The sequence below is a fragment of the Stenotrophomonas sp. CASM106 genome, assembly GCF_049384825.1.
GTDB lineage: Bacteria > Pseudomonadota > Gammaproteobacteria > Xanthomonadales > Xanthomonadaceae > Stenotrophomonas > Stenotrophomonas muris.
The window spans coordinates 1-14,869 of the sequence record NZ_JBMRFS010000008.1; the positions used below are offsets into that span (position 1 = coordinate 1).

Consider the following 14,869-nt stretch of genomic DNA (forward strand, 5'->3'; position numbering starts at 1 on the left):
TCGGCCTGGGCCTGCTCAGGCACTGCTATACGGAGTTCAGTTTCCTGTCGCGGCTGCTGCCTTCGCTGTACTACGGCGAGCGCGCCAACGGCGAAGCAGTGCCGTTGCCGTGGTGAACGGCGCGCCGGTCATTCAACCAGCGCATCGTAGCCTTCGCCACTGAACTGGATCAGGCAGAAGCCATGCCCGAACGGATCAGCCAGTACGGCGATGCGTCCCCAGCGACGCTCGCGCACGGACTGCTCGAGTGTCGCCCCGGCCGCAACTGCACGTGCCAGCGCGGCTTCAATGTCATCCACCACCCAATCCAGGTGCAGCGGCGTCCAATGGCGCTCGTAGTCGCGCACGTCGCCGTCTTCCGTGGCGGCGCTGCCGGCGTCGTTGTGCAGCAGGTAGAGCGGCGTTGGCCCACCGAGCAGCTCCACGGCGCCCGGGCCGAGACGGCGGCCGATGCGCAGGCCGAAGGCCCGGATGTAGAAGTCTTCGGCGGCGGCCAGGTCGGGCACGTCCATGTTGACGATGAAGCTGTGGGCAGTGGCGTTCATGGCAGCGATGGGCGGCATCCGGTGGTCGCAGTCTAGTCCTGCCGCGTGGTGCTGCCGGTTCATCTCCTGCGCGGATTCGGGCAAGCTGGGCGGTCTCGATCGACAAGGACATCCATGAGCGCGCTATCCGGCATCGAACAGGCCACCGGCCAGACCTTCCCGCCCCTGTTCAAGCAGTTGCATGCAGCGGGTCGGTTGAGCTGGGGTGCTCCCCATCCGGAATGGTCCGAGGTGGTATTCCCGGCGCTGCAGGCAGAACCGCCGGTGCTGCTGTACGCCCAGGACTATGAGCCGTTGGAACACGATGAACTGCTCGAGGCGTGGCAGGAGCTGACCGCGGAGGATCATTACAATCCCTTGCGCACTGACCTGCAGTTGCTGCCCTTTGCGCGGACCGGTGCGGGTGACAGTTACTGCTTCTGGAGCAACGCGCCCGGTTTCAGCGAACCGCCGGTGGTGATGGTGTGGCATGACGACGACCGTGCCGACGTGCTGGCCGCCAGCTACCAGGATTTCGTGTTCCGCAAGATGGTCGAAGCGGTTGCCGACTACCAGCGGCCGTACACACTGCTGTCGCACGGCAAGCTGGCCGGGAATCTGCAGCGCTGGCTGCAGACTCACCATTCCTTCCTGCGCGGCGACCAGTACGCGGCATTGCAGCGGCTGTTCGCCCGCGTTGACGATATTGAAGAAGGCAACTTCAGCGAAGACGAGGCACAGGCCATCGTCGCTGAAGTGATCGGCTTCGAGCGGTTGGACGAGTCGTTCGCCTACGTGCGCGAGGACGCCTGAGGGCTGGGGTCGGATCCGGGCGCAGCGTGGCTCTGACTCCTTGTTCGCCGGACAGGGGTCAGAGCCCTTTCCGTTGGAAGGGGATCCGACCCCGTGCGGGCCCCGTGCGGGATCAGCCTGCGGCCGGGTAATCGAGATAGCCCGCCTCGCCGCCCCCGTAATAGGTGCTGCGGTCGGGCGTGGCCAGCGCGATGTTGCGCTGCAGGCGTTCGACCAGATCCGGGTTGGCGATGAACGGCTGGCCGAACGCGGCAAGGTCGATGGTGCCGGCCTCGACCAGCTGCAGGGCGCGTTCGCGGGTCATGCCGCCGGCCAGGATCACGGTGCCACCGTAGGCCTGCTTGAACTGCTGCAGGAAGGCCTCGCCCAGCACCGACTGGCCCGCCTGCTGGTTGTCGTTGAGATGCACATAGGCCAGGCCGCGCTTGCCCAGTTCCTCGGCCAGGTACAGATAGGTGGCCTCGTTGTCGGGGTAGAACGGCATGTCGAAGGTGAGATTGTTCGGTGCCAGGCGCACGCCGATGCGCTGCGCGCCGATGCGCTGGGCCATCGCATCGACGGTGTCCAGGATCAAGCGCGCGCGGTTGGGCAGCGAGCCGCCGTAGTGATCTTCGCGCTGGTTGATGACCGGGTTGAGGAACTGTTCGAACAGGTAGCCGTTGGCGGCATGCAGTTCGATGCCGTCGAAGCCGGCGGCGATGGCGTTCTCTGCGCCGCGCACGAAGTCGTCGACGATGCCGGGGATCTCTGCGGTCTCCAGTGCACGTGCCGGGGTGGGATCGGCGTGGCCGCGGCTGCCATCGTCCAGGTACACGAACGAGGTGTTCTTCGGTGCGCTGGCCACCGGGCGGGTACCGGCGCTGACCGGTTGCCCACCGTCGGGCTGCAGCGAGGAATGCGACATGCGGCCGACGTGCCAGAGCTGGGCGAAGATCGTGCCCTGTGCGGCATGCACCGCCTCGGTGACGAGCTTCCACCCGGCCACCTGCTCGGCCGACCAGATACCCGGGACGTCGATGTAGCCCTGGCCCTGCGGCGAGACCGGGGTGCCTTCACTGATGATCAGGCCGGCGCTGGCGCGCTGCCGGTAGTACTGCGCGGTGAGTTCGTTGGCGACCGCACCGGGGTTGCGGGCGCGGGTCATCGGGGCCATCGCGATGCGGTTGCGCAGGGCGGTGCCTGCCAGATCGAAGGGGCGGAACAGGGCGGCGATCATGTCGGTCATCTCGGTGTGGGGGAAGGCGCCAGCGGCGCGATGCACACAGGATGGAGTTGACATGCGGACGCATAAAGCGCTTCGATCTCCCTGGGCGCGGGACTATTTGTCCCCAATGGAGCGTGATAGATGCTGCCGCTGGAATCGTTGAATGGCCTGGTGACCTTCGTTACCACGGCCCGCTCAGGCAGCTTCACCGAGGCTGCCGACGCGCTGGGCATCTCGCGCTCGGCAGTGGGCAAGGCCATCGCCCGGCTGGAAGCGCGGCTGGGCGTGCGCCTGTTCCACCGCACCACGCGGCGCATCGCGCTGACCACCGACGGCGAGGCGTACTACGCATCGTGCGCGGCGGCGCTGGAAGAAATCTCCGCCGCCGAAGCCTGCCTGGGGTCGGCCGGCCTGCCCAGCGGACGGCTGCGCATCGACATGCCGTCCTCGTTCGGGCGGCTGGTGGTGCTGCCCGTGCTGCTGCGCCTGTGCCGGCAGTACCCGGACCTGCAACTGACGATGACCTTCACCGATCATTTCGTCGATCCGGTCGAAGAGGGCATCGACCTGCTGATCCGCTTCGGCGGGTTGCACCAGGCCGAGCACCTGGTCGCGCGCCGGCTGGGTCGCCAGCGCCTGGTCACCTGCGCATCGCCGGAGTACCTGCAGGCGCATGGCGTGCCAGCGACCGTGGAGGAACTGGCGCAGCATCGCAGCATCGTCGGCTTCCGCCATGGGCAACCGGTGGCGTGGCGGATTGGCAGTGATGACGCGGAGGGAACGTTCATCCCGAACGCGGCCTACCAGCTCAACGATGGTGACGCAGTGATCGATGCGGCCATCGCAGGACTGGGCATCTGCCAGATGCCCATTTCACTGGTACGCCGACATCTGGAATCCGGCGCGCTGCGCTCGGTGCTGGATGCGCACATGCAGCGGCATATCGACATCCATGCGCTGTGGCCACCGACCCGGCACCTGCGGCCGAAGGTGCGCTATGTGGTGGATGAGCTGGCGCGGCTGGCGGGTCAGGGCCTGTTTGACTGAGCGTAGGGCGTCAGTAGTCGACGATCCGGGCGGACGTGTCTTCGCCTTCCTGAAGTGCTTCAAACACCTCAGCCAGAAGCGCGATCAGATCGCGCCCATGTGAGGTGACGAAGTAGGTCGCCAGGCTGTCGATGTCGCCAGCGATATCGTTTCCCCACGGTGGACGCTGGGTTCGATCCTCGAACGACCATATGACACGGGCTGGCGGAAGCTCGGCCAGCTCGCGGCGGACCCTATGCAGTTCGGCCAGCGCGTCGGCAGCATCTGATTGCTGCAGTCCGCCGGCGTACAGTTGCCTCATGAGGATAGGGAATCGGCTTCCCCATCCATCCGGTTCCAGATTGCCGGTGATCGTCGAGAAGAACGCGTACAGAAAGTCGCCGCTGCCGATCTCATCGGTGATGCGCCCGAGCTGGATACCAACGCCCATTACCTGTTCCTGATTCTGCAGTTCCCAGAGCATGCCTCATGTGTTGATGGTAGAAGCTGGGTTTCTGTAAGTGATTGATCTTGATGAATTCAAGGGCGCCGTTGCGGAGCCCGGAGATGCCATTCCCGTCACCTTAAAAACATCCGTGTATACTATCCCCCAGTATAGTTCCGAGGTGGCGCCGCCATGCCGCACTCCCCCGAAGAGAAGAAGAAGGTCCTGGCCCGCGTGCGCCGCATCCGTGGCCAGTGCGATGCGCTGGACCGCGCGCTGGAAGCTGGCGCCGACTGCGGGCCGGTGCTGCAGCAGATCGCCGCCATCCGTGGCGCGGTCAACGGCCTGATGTCCGAGGTGATGGAGGCCCATCTGCGCGAGGAGTTCGGGCAACCCGCCGCCTCCGATGAACAACGCGCCGAACGCGTGCGCGACATGAGCGCGTTGATCCGTTCATACCTGAAATAAACGACGGCGCAACATGGCGCCGCCCATCCTGTCATTGCCTGTCTCTGGAGAGTCCACCATGAAGTCCCGTGCCGCCGTCGCCTTTGGTCCCGGCCAGCCGCTGCAGATCGTCGAGATCGACGTCGCCCCGCCGAAGAAGGGCGAAGTGCTGGTGAAGATCACCCACACCGGTGTCTGCCACACCGATGCGTTCACGCTGTCCGGCGATGATCCGGAAGGCCTGTTCCCGGTGGTGCTGGGCCATGAAGGCGCCGGCATCGTGGTTGAAGTGGGCGAGGGCGTGACCAGCGTCAAGCCGGGCGACCACGTGATTCCGCTGTACACCGCCGAGTGCGGCGAGTGCCTGTTCTGCAAGAGCGGCAAGACCAACCTGTGCGTGGCCGTGCGCGCGACCCAGGGCAAGGGCGTGATGCCCGATGGCACCAGCCGCTTCAGCTACAACGGTGAGCCGCTGTACCACTACATGGGTTGCTCGACCTTCAGCGAGTACACCGTGGTGGCCGAAGTGTCGCTGGCGAAGATCAATCCGGAAGCAAACCCGGAACACGTCTGCCTGCTCGGCTGCGGCGTCACCACCGGCATCGGCGCGGTGCACAACACCGCCAAGGTGCAGGAAGGCGACAGCGTGGCGGTGTTCGGCCTCGGCGGCATCGGCCTGGCGGTGATCCAGGGCGCGCGCCAGGCCAAGGCCGGCCGCATCATCGCGGTGGACACCAATCCGTCCAAGTTCGAACTGGCGCGCGAATTCGGCGCCACCGACTGCATCAACCCGAAGGATTTCGATAAGCCGATCCAGCAGGTCATCGTCGAGATGACGACCTGGGGCGTGGACCACAGCTTCGAGTGCATCGGCAACGTCAACGTGATGCGCGCGGCGCTGGAATGCGCGCACCGTGGCTGGGGCCAGAGCGTGGTGATCGGCGTGGCCGGTTCGGGCCAGGAGATCTCCACCCGTCCGTTCCAGCTGGTGACCGGCCGCAAGTGGATGGGCACCGCCTTCGGTGGCGTGAAGGGCCGCAGCCAGCTGCCGGGCATGGTCGAGGATGCGATGAAGGGCGATATCGAACTGGCCCCGTTCGTCACCCACACCATGGACCTGGACAAGATCAACGACGCCTTCGACCTGATGCATGAAGGCAAGTCGATCCGTTCGGTGGTCCACTACTGAGCCGCGGCGTGGGCTGGTTCGACGCCCTGCGCAGGCCGCGTGCGAAGGATCCGCGCGCGGCCCTGGTCGACCCGATCGAGCAGGCGCTGCGCGCGCTGGGCTGGGTCGAGGGCGGCGTGGGTCCACCGCGCGTGGTGGACTCGCCCTTCGGCATTGATGAAATGCCGTTCGAGCACTGGCTGGCACAGGTATTCCTGCCGCGCCTGCACGAAGCCCGCGCCGACGGCCTGTGGCCACCGCGCAGCGACGTGGCGGTCGCGGCGTATCGCAACCTGGACGGCCAGCCTGGCGTCGAATCGTTGCTGCGCCTGCTGGCACAGCTGGATGAACTGATCAACCAAGGCGTCCACGCCGGGCGTGGATAAGCCGACCAAGGTCGGCATCTACCAGAAGCACGCGTGCGCTGACGCGCCGCGCAGGAGAGCACCATGGAACGCATTGAACACCGCGCCTGTTTTGGCGGTTGGCAGGATGTCTACCGCCATCATTCGATCACGCTGGGCTGCGACATGCAGTTCGCCGTGTACCTGCCGCCGCAGGCGGAAACGCAGACGCTGCCGGTGCTGTACTGGCTGAGCGGACTGACCTGCACCGAGCAGAATTTCATCACCAAGGCGGGCGCGCAGCGCTATGCGGCCGAACACGGCGTGATCATTGTCGCGCCTGATACCAGCCCGCGCGGTGATGACGTGGCCGATGCCGAAGGCTACGACCTGGGCAAGGGCGCAGGGTTCTACCTCAACGCCACCCGTGCACCGTGGGCGAAGCACTTCCGCATGCATGACTATGTAGTGCAGGAGTTGCCGGCGCTGATCGAAGCGGAGTTCCCGGCGACCGGCGCACGCGCCATCAGCGGGCACTCGATGGGCGGCCACGGTGCGCTGGTGATCGCGCTGCGCAATCCGGGGCGCTACCGCAGCGTGTCGGCGTTCTCGCCGATCGTCGCGCCCAGCCATGTTCCGTGGGGGCAGAAGGCCTTCCACGCCTACCTTGGCGACAACCCGGCCGACTGGGCGCAATGGGACGCCTGCGCATTGATTGCCGCGGCCAGCGAGCGCCTGCCGTTGCTGATCGACCAGGGCGAGGCGGACGAGTTCCTGCAGACCCAGCTGCAGCCGCAGCGCCTGCAGGAGGCCTGCGCCGCTGCCGGCCATCCGCTGACCCTGCGCCTGCAGCCCGGCTACGACCACAGCTACTACGTCATTGGCAGCTTCATCGGCGAGCACATCGCCCACCACGCCCGCGCCCTGCACGGCTGAGCCCCCGGGAAAAAGGGGACGGAGGGGATTAAGTCGCATTTGCCGCTGTGCCGCAAACGACTTAATCCCCTCCGTCCCCTTTTTCAGCGATGGATCACACCCTCGTGGCGCCGCCCCGCGCTATCGTGCGCGTAGACGGCCTTGCGGATCGGGGGATGCATGCCGGTAGTGCTGGCGCTGCTGTATGTGCTGTGCCATGGCCTGGTGCTGGCCTTGTGGCCTGGTCCGGCCGGGGTAGGCTCCTTCGTTTTCCTGACCGGTGCCCCGTTGCTGGCGGCGGCCGCCTGCCTGTGGCGGGCCCGCCGCGACCGCGCGGCACTGGGGTGGCGCGCCACGGCATTGGCGCTGCTGCTGTGGGCCGGCGGCATGGCGTTCAACATGATCGACGCCCTGGGCGCCGGGCGTGCCGATTTCACCCCGCGCGCAAGCCTGTTCCTTTACGTGCTCTACGGTGTGCCCCTGGTGTTCATCCTGGCCAGGGCGCGCCGGGAACGGGTCAGCATCAGCCTGATCGATGCGGCCATGGCGGCGCTGCTGGGCGTGCTGTTCTTCGTGCACGCGCAGTCGTTCGCCGCCCGCGTTGACATCGACGACCACGCGTTGTCCAACATGCAACGCATGTTCGATATCCAGAACCTGTGCATCGCCGTGTTCGCGGTGGTGCGCTGGCTGGCCGGCGACGTTCCCGAGCGGCGTACCTTTTTCCGCGCGCTGGCGATGTATGCGGCGACCTACCTGTTGGTGGCGTATTACATCAACCACTACACCTCCGGTGATGCGTTCGGTGCCTATGCGGATCTGCTGATCGATCTGCCGTTCCTGCTGCTGGCGCTGCTCGCACTCAGCCAGGCACCGGCGCGGGTCCTGACGCCGCATCCGCGGATGGCGCGCACGGTGCAGGCGGCGGGCCCGATGATCCTGCCGCTGCTGCTGCTGGTGGTGGGCACCCTGGTGGTCGACCATGCCCGGCCCCTGGCCGTGAGCGGTTTCGTGGTGGCGACGCTGGGGTTCGGCCTGCGCAGCATCCTGCTGCAGGTGGACCTGATGGAACGGCAGGCCTCGCTGGACCAGTTGGCGCGCCAGGATGGCCTGACAGGCGTGGCCAACCGGCGCGAGTTCGACGCGCTGCTGCTGGCCGAGTGGAATCGCGCACGGCGCAGTGGCACCGAGCTGGGCCTGCTGCTGTTGGATATCGATCATTTCAAGGCCTTCAACGACCGCCACGGCCATCCCGCCGGCGACCGCTGCCTGCAGGCCGTGGCAGCGGTACTGAAGGCGAGCGCCGGTCGCGCCGGTGACAGCGTCGCACGTTATGGCGGCGAGGAATTTGCGGTGATCGTGCCCGGAAGCGCGCTGTCGGGCGTTCTGGCGCTGGCCGAGCGCCTGCGCCAGGCGGTGGAAGCGCTGCCGTTGCCGGAAGGATCGGTCAGTATCAGCATCGGCGTGGGTTACCTGCATCCGCCGGCTCTGGCCAGTGCCGATCAGTTGCTGGCAGACGCCGATGCCGGCCTGTATGCCGCCAAGCGGGCTGGCCGCAACCAGGTGATCCTGCATGCGCACGTGCTGGATGACGAGGGCAGCACGCACGGAACGATGGACTGCTGAGCAGCTCTCTGCATGCGATCACACGGGGGGCGCGACGGCTTATCGCTGCCGCAACCAGCCGGTCGGATCGAGCAGCCTCAGCCCGACCGGTGACAATGAGCGCTGCCGCAACGGCAGGTTTGCCGCCTGCACGGCCATCGCACAGCGTGCCAGTTGCCGGCGCAACGGTGCCAGCGTGTCGTCTTCGCGGGGCCGCGCATGCCGCCATTGTGCGATGCGCAGCAGGCAGACCAGCAGGTCCAGTTCGCTGGCGGCAATGAAGGGGGAGCCGGCGGGCAACAGGTCGATCGGTGCCGCCGGCGCGGCCAGCAGCGGCAGCAGGTTGATGAACGCGTCGCAGCCTTCAGGATCAAGGCCGAGGCCGCTCAGCTGTGCGAGTCCATCGGCTACGAGATCGGGGTCACGCAGCTGGCGTATCGCTGCCAGCAGCGCCTGCTCGCCCCGGCCGAACTGTCGACCGAAGGCGCGGTAGTTGACCCGGGTGGGAAACAAGGGGGAACGGGAGGCCATGGTGGCTAGGGCTGTGGGTCGCGGGATTCCACCAGCACCGGACAGGGCGCGTGGTCGATGGTCCATTGCCCGATCGAGGGTTCGAACAGGCGTTCCAGCCGGGACAGGTGGCGATGGCCGATGACGATCAGGTCGCACTTCAGGCGCCGGGCCTGCTCGCTGATCACTTCGCCGGGATCGCCGGAGGGGATCTGCGCGATGGCATCGACGCCGCGCTCGCGCAGTTCGGCCAGGGCTTCGGCCAATACTGCCTCGGCGCGGGAGCGCTGGCGGGCGGCTTCCGGATACTCGGTGCGATCGGCTTCGCTGGCATCGGCCGCCAGCGCGAATTCGGGGTCGAGCACGCACAGCAGGTGCAGGCGGCTGTGGGGGCCGGCGATGGCGGCGGCCAGGTCCAGCACGCGTGCGTGCTGGGGGCCACCATCCAGGGCGACCAGCAGGGTAGTGAACATGGATGTCTCCTTGGCAGGACGGGGATGGTCGCCGATGTCACCGCGCGCACCCATGCCGTGCGCGGCAGTCAATGAATGCGTCGAACGCAACCCACGGTGGTTGCAAGTGCCGTAGAGTCATCTGATTTACTGGAGACTGTCATGCCCCTGCCGGACCTGAACCTGTTGCTGGCACTGGACGTGCTGATTGACGAATGCAGCGTGGCCGCCGCCGCGCGCCGCATGAACCTGAGCGCGCCGGCGATGAGCCGCACCCTGGGCCGGATCCGCACTGCGCTGGGTGACCCGGTGCTGGTGCGTGCCGGCCGCGGTCTGGCGCCCACGCCCCGCGCGCTGCAGCTGCGCGAGCAGGTCCGCGATGTGATCGAGCAGGCCCACCGCGTCTTCAACGCCGGTCGTGAAGTGGACATGCGCGTGCTCGAGCGAACCTTCAGCGTGCGCGCCAATGATGTCTTCATCGGTGGATTTGGCGGTCGCCTGCGCGAGATCTTCCGCCAGCAGGCACCGCGCGCGGTGCTGCGCTTCGTACCCGAGGGCGATACCGACGATGATGCGATGGCGCAGGGCCGGATCGACCTGTACATCAGCACCGCCGGCAAGCATGCGCCCGATACCAAGGTGCAGAACCTGTTCAGTACCTCGTTCATGGGCGCCGCGCGCGAGGACCATCCACTGTTCGACGAGGAGATCAGTGCAGAGCGCTTTGCCGCGTGCGACCACATCGCGGTGTCGCGCCGTGGCCTGCCGCGTGGGCCGATCGATGATGACCTGGCCACGCTCGGCCTGCAGCGCCGCGTGGCGCTGATCAGCCCGACCTTCCACGGTGCGATCTTCGCGGCGGCCGAATCAGACCTGATCCTGCCGCAGATGCCAAGCGTGATGCTGGAGCGGATCGTCAGCATGCGCCTGCCGCTGCGCCTGTTCCCGCTGCCGATCCCGGTGCGTACCGCGGCCATCGTGCAGGCCTGGCATCCGCGGCTGGACAACGATGCCGCGCACCAGTGGCTTCGCCGTTCGATCAAGACCATGTGCGAGCGCGTCGAGGACGCCCACCGCTGAGACCCGCAGGCGTGCGCTGGACGCACGCCTGGGATGCCGGCGACGCCATTTTTCACTGGGTACCGGCTCCCTAGACTGCGCTCCCCGGAGTTTCACTGAGCGCATTCCAATGACCCTCAACATGCCGTGCACTGCACGGATCGGTGCCTGGCGATGAGTGCGCCGGCCGCCGCTGTCCCGGCCGCCGCAGCGCCCCGTCCTGCCGCCGCCCCCGGGCTCGATCGCCGCATTCTGGTCGGCCTGTGTGGCGTGCTGCTGGCGGTGCTGGTGTCCGGCTTCAACGAGAACATCACCAAGGTCGCGCTGGCCGACATCCGTGGCGCGATGGGTTTCAGCGTCGACGACGGCAGCTGGATCGTCGCCCTCTACAGCGCGATGTCGGTCAGCGCGATGGCCTTCGCGCCGTGGTGTGCCGCCACCTTCTCGCTGCGCCGCTTCGCATTGGCGATGATCGGTGGCTTCATGGTGCTGGGCGTGCTGTGCCCGCTCGCCCCGAACCTGCAGGTGTTCCTGCTGCTGCGTGCATTGCAGGGCCTGTGCGGCGGTGCACTGCCGCCGTTGCTGATGAGCGTGGCGCTGCGCTTCCTGCCGCCTGGCATCAAGCTGTACGGCCTGGCCGGCTACGCGTTGACGGCGACGTTCGGCCCGAGCATGGGCACGCCGCTGGCCGCGTTCTGGGTCGAGCAGGTGGGCTGGCACTGGGCGTTCTGGCAGATCGTGCCGTACTGCCTGGCCGCCATGGCGATGGTCGGCTGGGGCCTGCCACAGGACCCGCTGCGGCTGGAACGCTTCGCCCAGTTCGATGGCGTTGGGCTGCTGCTCGGCCTGCCGGCGCTGGTGCTGCTGGTGCTGGGCCTGGTGCAGGGCCCGCGGCTGAACTGGTTAGATTCGCCGATGATCACGCTGATGATCGGTGGCGGTGCCGGCCTGATGGTGCTGTTCATGATCAACGAATGGTTCCACCCGCTGCCGTTCTTCAAGCTGCAGTTGTTGGCCAATCGCAATCTCAGCTACTCGCTGGTCACGCTGGGGGGCGTGCTGTTCGTGCTGCTGGCGGTGATCTCGATCCCGTCCGGCTTCCTGGCCAGCGTGCAGGGCTACCGGCCGCTGCAGACCGCACCGATGCTGCTGTGGGTGGCACTGCCACAGGTGATCGCGCTGCCGCTGGTGGCGGCCCTGTTGAACATCCGCGCGGTGGACTGCCGCTGGGTGCAGGCCACCGGCCTGGCGATGCTGGCACTGGCCTGCTGGCTGGGCTCGCACCTGGACGTGGCCTGGATCCGCGACAACTTCCTGTGGGTGCAGCTGCTGCAGGTGTTTGCCCAGCCGATGGCGGTGCTGCCGCTGCTGATGCTGGCCACCGGCGGCCTGGCGCCACAGGATGGCCCGTTTGCCTCGGCCTGGTTCAACACGGTCAAGGGCTTCGCTGCGGTGCTCGCCGGTGGCGTACTGGATGCCATCGCCCAAGGCCGCCGTCATTTCCATTCCACCGTGCTGGTCGACCGCCTTGGCGAGCAACCGTGGCTGGCCGATGGCCCGCAGCTGGGCGCGCGCCTGCATGCACAGGTACAGGCGCTGACTTCTGCCGACCTGTACTGGGTGGTCGCACTGGTGGCGCTGGCCTTCATTCCCCTCATTGCCTGGATGCCCACCCGCATCCATCCGCCACGCGCCGTGGCCTGAACCTTTCGCAGGAACCCCTCATGACGATCAATCGAACCCCTCTCAACACCGGCCTGGGCCTGGGCGTGCTGGCCCTGGCCATCGGCGCGTGGCTGCTGCTGCGCGATGGCGGTCACCAGACCACCAACAATGCGTACGTGGTGGCCGACTACACCCTGGTAGCGCCGAAGATTGCCGGCTTCGTCAGTGCCGTGGAGGTAGAGGACAACCAGTCGGTGAAGGCCGGCGACGTGCTTGCCCGCATCGACGACCGCGACTACCAGGTGGCATTGCAGGCTGCGCGTGCCGACCTTGCCAATGCCCGTGCACAGCTGGCCAATGCGCAGGCCGCACTGGCCCAGCAGGACTCGCTGATCGCGCAGGCCAGGGCCAGCGTCGATGTCAGCCGTTCCGAACTGACCCTGGCCAGTGCCGACCAGCAGCGTTACCGCGAACTGGCCCGTGATGGCGCCGGTACCGTGCAGAACGCGCAGCAGGCGCAGTCGAAGCAGGCCGTGGCCAGTGCGCATCTGCAGCAGGGCCAGGCCGCACTGTCGACCGCACGCCAGCGCACCGACATCCTCAGCGCGGGCGTGCAGGCTGCACAGGCGGCGGTGCAGCGTGCAGAAGCGGCACAGGCACGCGCCGAACTGGATCTGTCGCACACCGTGCTGCGCGCGCCGATCGATGGCATGGTCGGTCGCCGCGCAGTGCGCGTCGGTGCCTACCTGACCCCGGGTACGCCGGTGGCTGCGGTGGTCCCGCTGAAGCGCGCCTTCGTGGTCGCCAACTTCCAGGAAACGCAGATGACCCGCATGCACGCCGGGCAGCAGGTCGAACTGAAGGTGGACGTATTCCCGGGCACGCCGCTGCGCGGGCACATCGACAGCATTGCACCAGCCACCGGCGTCACCTTTGCTGCAGTCGCACCAGAGAACGCCACCGGCAACTTCACCAAGGTGGTGCAGCGCATTCCGGTGAAGATCGTGCTGGAGCCGGGCCAGCCGCTGCTGGACCAGCTGCGTGCCGGCATGTCGGTGGAAGCCAGCGTTGACCTGGGCAGCCGCGCGCGTGCGCAGAGCGTGCAGCACGGACCGGGCCACAAGCGCGGGGAGGGCGCATGAGCGCCATCACCGTGTTCCGCACCTTCGTTGCGGCCACCCTGTGCACGGCCCTGGCTGCCTGCGCGATGGGTCCGGACTTCGTACGCCCGCAGGCGGAACTGCCCGGCCACTGGCGGGGTGGGGCTGTCGCCGGCAACGCCATCGATCAGGACGCCGCCTGGTGGGCCGGCTTCGACGATCCGCTGCTGGGGCAGCTGGCCCACCAGGTGCTGGCGGCCAACCTGGACCTGCAGCTGGCCGCCAACCGCGTGCAGCAGAGCCGCACCACGCGCGGCATCACCGCCGCCGATCGCCTGCCCAGCGTCAGCGCGAGCGCCAGTGGCGTGCGTGCACGCAACAGCGAGGTGGGCCTGAATGATCCGTCCGGCAACGGCGGCCGTGATGACTACGGGCTGTTCCAGGCCGGTATCGGCCTGGGCTGGGAACTGGACCTGTGGGGCCGCGTGCGGCGCCAGGTGGAAGCGGCCGACGCACGCGTGCAGATGGCCGAAGAGGATGCACACGCCGTGCGCATCGCGCTGCTGGCGGAAACCGCGCGTGATTACCTGCAGCTGCGTGCGACGCGGCAGCTGCTGGCGATCACCGAGGACAACCTCAGCATCGCGCATGACATCAAACGGCTGACCGAGGCGCGCCAGAAGCAGGGCGTGGCCAGCACGCTGCAGGTGTCCAGCGCGGCCGCGCAGGTGGCTTCGCTGCAGGCGCGCATTGCGCCGCTGCGGCATCGCGAATCGCAGCTGCGCAATGCGCTGGCGTTCCTGCTGGCACAGCCGCCGCAGGCACTGGACGCGCAGCTGCAGGATGTACGCCGTGACTGGCCGGCGTTGCCAGCGGTGGCGGTGGGTCTGCCGAGTGAACTGGCCGAGCGTCGCCCGGACATCCGTCGTGCCGAGGCGGCACTGCATGCGGCAACGGCCGGCATCGGCGTGGCCGAGGCCAGTTTCCTGCCGCGCATCACCTTGAATGGTGACGCAGGCTTCCAGGCCAAGCAGCTGGATGACCTGGATGGCTGGAACGCGCACCGTTTCAGCATCGGGCCGTCGATCAGCCTGCCGATCTTCCAGGGCGGGCGGCTGAAGGCGAACCTCGCGCTGAGCAGGCTGCAGCAGCAACAGTCGGCCCTGCAGTTCCGCCGTACCGTGTTGCAGGCCTGGCATGAGGTGGACGACGCCATGGATGGCTACAGTGCCGAGCAGCAGCGCACGGTGCAGCTGCACGTGGCGGTGGATGAGAGCGAGACGGCACTGGGGGCGGCGCGCCGGCAGTACCAGGCCGGCGTGGTCGACATGCTGGACGTGCTGACCACCCAGCGCATCGCGCTGGACAACCAGGCCGCGCTGGCCAACAGCCAGGCCGCCGCCGCGATCGCGCGGGTGGAGCTGTACCGCGCGCTGGGTGGTGGCTGGTAGCGATAGGGAAACGCCGGGCCATGCCCGGCGGTTCGTCGGTAGTTGCCAACCTTGGTTGGCAGTTTTTTTGGAGCGCCAACCAAGGGTGGCGTCTACCAGAGCCCGTCGTGCGCCGGGCCACGTGCTGTGGACCCGGTGGAC

At 67.4% G+C, this 14,869-nt stretch carries 16 protein-coding genes and 1 pseudogene; 12 read left to right on the plus strand and 5 right to left on the minus strand.

Going from position 1 to position 14,869, the window contains the following annotated elements:
• Window positions 1-116: pseudogene (locus VG556_RS17275) on the plus strand (hydrolase); the annotation flags it as partial.
• A gap of 12 nt (window positions 117-128) precedes the next feature.
• Here the strand turns inward: VG556_RS17275 and VG556_RS17280 are convergent.
• Window positions 129-545, minus strand: a complete 417-nt coding sequence (locus VG556_RS17280) for a VOC family protein (RefSeq protein WP_014648391.1) — start codon at window positions 543-545, stop codon at window positions 129-131.
• Between the two features lie 114 nt (window positions 546-659).
• Here VG556_RS17280 and VG556_RS17285 point away from each other — a divergent pair, with 114 nt between their 5' ends.
• Complete coding sequence (locus VG556_RS17285) at window positions 660-1,337, plus strand: SMI1/KNR4 family protein (protein WP_100450599.1); 678 nt, start codon at window positions 660-662, stop codon at window positions 1,335-1,337.
• A 112-nt stretch (window positions 1,338-1,449) separates the two neighbouring features.
• On the opposite strand, the gene VG556_RS17290 is transcribed toward VG556_RS17285, so the two are convergent.
• Window positions 1,450-2,553, minus strand: coding sequence for an alkene reductase (locus VG556_RS17290; RefSeq protein ID WP_049408792.1), 1,104 nt, complete (start codon window positions 2,551-2,553; stop codon window positions 1,450-1,452).
• Window positions 2,554-2,682: 129 nt separating this feature from the next.
• On the opposite strand from VG556_RS17290, the gene VG556_RS17295 reads away from it, so the two are divergent.
• Window positions 2,683-3,588 carry a LysR family transcriptional regulator gene (locus VG556_RS17295; protein WP_100450598.1) on the plus strand — a complete coding sequence of 302 codons (906 nt, stop codon included), beginning with the start codon at window positions 2,683-2,685 and terminating at the stop codon, window positions 3,586-3,588.
• Window positions 3,589-3,598: 10 nt separating this feature from the next.
• Here VG556_RS17295 and VG556_RS17300 read toward each other — a convergent pair whose 3' ends face one another.
• Window positions 3,599-4,051, minus strand: coding sequence for an Imm70 family immunity protein (locus VG556_RS17300; RefSeq protein ID WP_234413084.1), 453 nt, complete (start codon window positions 4,049-4,051; stop codon window positions 3,599-3,601).
• 153 nt (window positions 4,052-4,204) lie between these two features.
• Between VG556_RS17300 and frmR the strand changes: the two genes are divergently transcribed.
• The 5 genes from frmR to VG556_RS17325 all read left to right on the plus strand — a co-directional run bounded on the left by frmR (window position 4,205) and on the right by VG556_RS17325 (window position 8,512).
• Window positions 4,205-4,480, plus strand: a complete 276-nt coding sequence (gene frmR, locus VG556_RS17305; RefSeq protein ID WP_005411009.1) for a formaldehyde-responsive transcriptional repressor FrmR — start codon at window positions 4,205-4,207, stop codon at window positions 4,478-4,480.
• A 58-nt stretch (window positions 4,481-4,538) separates the two neighbouring features.
• Entirely contained in the window at window positions 4,539-5,648 is a 1,110-nt protein-coding gene (locus VG556_RS17310; protein WP_032960685.1) for an S-(hydroxymethyl)glutathione dehydrogenase/class III alcohol dehydrogenase, read from the plus strand.
• 8 nt (window positions 5,649-5,656) lie between these two features.
• Window positions 5,657-6,013, plus strand: coding sequence for a YqcC family protein (locus VG556_RS17315; protein ID WP_049408784.1), 357 nt, complete (start codon window positions 5,657-5,659; stop codon window positions 6,011-6,013).
• Window positions 6,014-6,076: 63 nt separating this feature from the next.
• Complete coding sequence (fghA, locus tag VG556_RS17320; RefSeq protein ID WP_100450597.1) at window positions 6,077-6,907, plus strand: S-formylglutathione hydrolase; 831 nt, start codon at window positions 6,077-6,079, stop codon at window positions 6,905-6,907.
• A gap of 159 nt (window positions 6,908-7,066) precedes the next feature.
• Window positions 7,067-8,512, plus strand: coding sequence for a GGDEF domain-containing protein (locus VG556_RS17325; RefSeq protein WP_049408786.1), 1,446 nt, complete (start codon window positions 7,067-7,069; stop codon window positions 8,510-8,512).
• Window positions 8,513-8,551: 39 nt separating this feature from the next.
• On the opposite strand, the gene VG556_RS17330 is transcribed toward VG556_RS17325, so the two are convergent.
• A complete protein-coding gene (locus tag VG556_RS17330; RefSeq protein ID WP_100450596.1) occupies window positions 8,552-9,022 on the minus strand; it encodes a hypothetical protein in 471 nt (156 codons plus the stop codon).
• A gap of 5 nt (window positions 9,023-9,027) precedes the next feature.
• Window positions 9,028-9,474, minus strand: a complete 447-nt coding sequence (locus VG556_RS17335; RefSeq protein WP_100450595.1) for a universal stress protein — start codon at window positions 9,472-9,474, stop codon at window positions 9,028-9,030.
• A gap of 141 nt (window positions 9,475-9,615) precedes the next feature.
• On the opposite strand from VG556_RS17335, the gene VG556_RS17340 reads away from it, so the two are divergent.
• From VG556_RS17340 to VG556_RS17355, 4 genes are all read left to right on the plus strand, one after another.
• Window positions 9,616-10,533 (plus strand): LysR family transcriptional regulator, encoded by a 918-nt coding sequence (locus VG556_RS17340; protein ID WP_014648381.1) that lies wholly within the window; start codon window positions 9,616-9,618, stop codon window positions 10,531-10,533.
• A gap of 153 nt (window positions 10,534-10,686) precedes the next feature.
• Complete coding sequence (locus VG556_RS17345; protein WP_100450594.1) at window positions 10,687-12,216, plus strand: MFS transporter; 1,530 nt, start codon at window positions 10,687-10,689, stop codon at window positions 12,214-12,216.
• Between the two features lie 20 nt (window positions 12,217-12,236).
• Window positions 12,237-13,319, plus strand: coding sequence for an HlyD family secretion protein (locus tag VG556_RS17350; RefSeq protein WP_100450593.1), 1,083 nt, complete (start codon window positions 12,237-12,239; stop codon window positions 13,317-13,319).
• On the plus strand, window positions 13,316-14,728 hold the full coding sequence (locus tag VG556_RS17355) for an efflux transporter outer membrane subunit (protein ID WP_100450592.1): 1,413 nt from the start codon (window positions 13,316-13,318) through the stop codon (window positions 14,726-14,728). The genes VG556_RS17350 and VG556_RS17355 overlap by 4 nt, the downstream gene beginning before the upstream one ends.
• The last annotated feature ends 141 nt before the right edge of the window (window positions 14,729-14,869 follow it).

Coding starts and splice junctions, on each gene's coding strand:
- VG556_RS17335 (WP_100450595.1), bottom strand. CDS start 9,474: ATGTTCACTACCCTGCTGGTCGCCCTGGATGGTGGCCCCCAGCACGCA.
- frmR (WP_005411009.1), top strand. CDS start 4,205: ATGCCGCACTCCCCCGAAGAGAAGAAGAAGGTCCTGGCCCGCGTGCGC.
- VG556_RS17280 (WP_014648391.1), bottom strand. CDS start 545: ATGAACGCCACTGCCCACAGCTTCATCGTCAACATGGACGTGCCCGAC.
- VG556_RS17350 (WP_100450593.1), top strand. CDS start 12,237: ATGACGATCAATCGAACCCCTCTCAACACCGGCCTGGGCCTGGGCGTG.
- VG556_RS17310 (WP_032960685.1), top strand. CDS start 4,539: ATGAAGTCCCGTGCCGCCGTCGCCTTTGGTCCCGGCCAGCCGCTGCAG.
- VG556_RS17290 (WP_049408792.1), bottom strand. CDS start 2,553: ATGATCGCCGCCCTGTTCCGCCCCTTCGATCTGGCAGGCACCGCCCTG.
- VG556_RS17325 (WP_049408786.1), top strand. CDS start 7,067: ATGCCGGTAGTGCTGGCGCTGCTGTATGTGCTGTGCCATGGCCTGGTG.
- VG556_RS17345 (WP_100450594.1), top strand. CDS start 10,687: ATGAGTGCGCCGGCCGCCGCTGTCCCGGCCGCCGCAGCGCCCCGTCCT.
- VG556_RS17330 (WP_100450596.1), bottom strand. CDS start 9,022: ATGGCCTCCCGTTCCCCCTTGTTTCCCACCCGGGTCAACTACCGCGCC.
- VG556_RS17295 (WP_100450598.1), top strand. CDS start 2,683: ATGCTGCCGCTGGAATCGTTGAATGGCCTGGTGACCTTCGTTACCACG.
- VG556_RS17340 (WP_014648381.1), top strand. CDS start 9,616: ATGCCCCTGCCGGACCTGAACCTGTTGCTGGCACTGGACGTGCTGATT.
- VG556_RS17285 (WP_100450599.1), top strand. CDS start 660: ATGAGCGCGCTATCCGGCATCGAACAGGCCACCGGCCAGACCTTCCCG.
- VG556_RS17355 (WP_100450592.1), top strand. CDS start 13,316: ATGAGCGCCATCACCGTGTTCCGCACCTTCGTTGCGGCCACCCTGTGC.
- fghA (WP_100450597.1), top strand. CDS start 6,077: ATGGAACGCATTGAACACCGCGCCTGTTTTGGCGGTTGGCAGGATGTC.
- VG556_RS17300 (WP_234413084.1), bottom strand. CDS start 4,051: ATGCTCTGGGAACTGCAGAATCAGGAACAGGTAATGGGCGTTGGTATC.